The sequence below is a fragment of the Streptomyces sparsogenes genome (assembly GCF_001704635.1).
In the GTDB taxonomy this organism is placed as follows: Bacteria; Actinomycetota; Actinomycetes; order Streptomycetales; family Streptomycetaceae; genus Streptomyces; species Streptomyces sparsogenes.
In genome coordinates, this window is sequence record NZ_MAXF01000069.1 from 1 (window position 1) to 2,020 (window position 2,020).

Consider the following 2,020-nt stretch of genomic DNA (forward strand, 5'->3'; position numbering starts at 1 on the left):
CCGCGCCTACCCGCCCCGACGGCCACCTCGCCGGCATCGACGACCACCTACGCGGCCACCGCGACTTCGACCTCGACGAGGCGGGCCGGGTCACCGCCGTCCGCGCCGAGAACTGGACCGAGAGCTACGCCTACGACGAGGCGGGCAACCAGACCCACGCCACCTGGTCCACCGACCACCACCAGGACACCACCGGGGCCCGCGTCTACACCGGCACCCGCATCACGCGGGCCGGACGCGTCCGCTACGAACACGACGCCGCCGGCCGCCTCACCCTCCGCCAGAAGACCCGCCTCTCCCACAAGCCCGACACCTGGCACTACACCTGGGACGCCGAGAACCACCTCACCACCGTCACCACCCCCGACGGCACCACCTGGCGCTACCTCTACGACCCCCTCGGCCGCCGCACCGCCAAACAACGCCTCGCGCGGGACGGTAAAACGGTCGTCGAACAGGTCGACTTCACCTGGGACGGCAACACCCTCGTAGAACAGACCACCACCACGCCGGACGTCCCCGACCCCGTTTCGCTGACCTGGGAACACGACGGCTTCCGCCCCCTGACCCAGACCGAGCGCACCACCGACGCCACCACCCAGCGCGAGATCGACCGCCGCTTCTTCGCCATCGTCACCGACCTCGCCGGCACCCCCACCGAACTCGTCGACGACACCGGCCACATCGCCTGGCGCCCCCGCACCACGCTCTGGGGCGCCACGACAGACGACCGTACCGGCCTGACGCACACCCCCCTCCGCTTCCCCGGCCAGTACGCGGACCCGGAAAGCGGCCTGCACTACAACCACCACCGCTACTACGACCCCACCACCGCCCGCTACACCACCCCCGACCCCCTCGGCCTCACCCCCGCGCCCAACCCCGTCGCCTACGTCCTCAACCCCCACCGCTGGATCGACCCCCTGGGGCTTGCGCCGTATGAAGGCAACCCGTTCGAGCCATGGGCCGACGAACGCCCGGACGGAGAGGAGGTGATAGCCGGGCACGGGGTCATCGCCGCCGGGGACGGCACTCCGGCCAGGGTTCCGGAGGGTACCTCGGTCGTCATGTACAGCTACCACGGCGAGCCCCTCTACGAGATGGATTTGAGAGCGATCATCGCCGGACGCCCACACATGGAGGTGAAGGAGGTGTACGGGCCCGGGGAGTTGCTGCCGGACTATGAGCTGCATCCACCGGACGGCTTGGAACTCCAGGGCAGTCCCATCATCACGGAGAAGAATCCGGTCCGTCTGTCATTCATGCTCGATCCGAATATGGGCCGAGTGCACTGGGCCGCTTGCCGATCGGTCCATCCGATGGAGGAGTGACCAGGCCAGGCCCACGACCAAGAAAGCAGGACGCGACATGACCACTCCGGTCGAGCTGGTGTGGCCCACCACCCTGGACGACGCGCTGCGCGCGAGGACACACCGGTTGGTGCGCGCCGTCACCGAGACCGGCGGCGCCATCGGCTACCTCGCGCCGCCCGACCGCGCGGAGACCGACGCCTGGCTCGACGGCGTCCTGGCCGACGTACGGACCGGGGACGCGGCGCTCGCCCTGGCGACGGCGGAAGACGGCTCGTGCCAGATCCTGGGTTGCGCGCTGTGGCGCCGCCGCACCGCCGCAGCCAGCTACCGGCACAGCGCGGAGCTCCAGCAGGTCATGACGCACCCCGCCGCCCGGGGCCGGGGCATCGGCCGGCTCCTGGTGTCCGCGCTGATCGACAACGTCCGCGCGGCCGGTCTCGAACTGCTGATCCTGGGCGTCCGGGGCAACAACCACGGCGCGATCGCCCTGTACGAGGACCTGGGCTTCCGGGAGTGGGGCCGACTGCCCAGCGGCATATCCGTCGGCGACGAGCGCTTCGACGACGTCAGGATGTATCTGGACCTGGGCCGCCCCGCCGACGTCGTGCTCCATGGCTCGGCGGCGCTCGGCGCGGGCGCCTCCCGGCGCCGCACCTGATCCCCCGCTACGGCTGGGGGCCCACCGGGCAGGGGATGGTCGGCCGGAT

General features: G+C 70.9%; 2 protein-coding genes. Both read left to right on the forward strand.

Features of this window, described 5'->3' with window-relative positions; translation table 11 throughout:
- Positions 1-1,331 (forward strand): RHS repeat-associated core domain-containing protein (locus BBH68_RS14070; RefSeq protein WP_141712997.1); only part of this gene is annotated, 1,331 nt, incomplete at its 5' end.
- A gap of 37 nt (positions 1,332-1,368) precedes the next feature.
- The gene (locus tag BBH68_RS14075; protein WP_065962291.1) at positions 1,369-1,971 is read left to right on the forward strand and encodes a GNAT family N-acetyltransferase; all 603 of its coding nucleotides are present in this window, start codon (positions 1,369-1,371) and stop codon (positions 1,969-1,971) included.
- Positions 1,972-2,020: the final 49 nt, after the last annotated feature.

Bases quoted from the DNA above. Each gene is read 5' to 3' on its own strand.
- BBH68_RS14075 (WP_065962291.1), top strand. From the start codon at position 1,369: ATGACCACTCCGGTCGAGCTGGTGTGGCCCACCACCCTGGACGACGCG.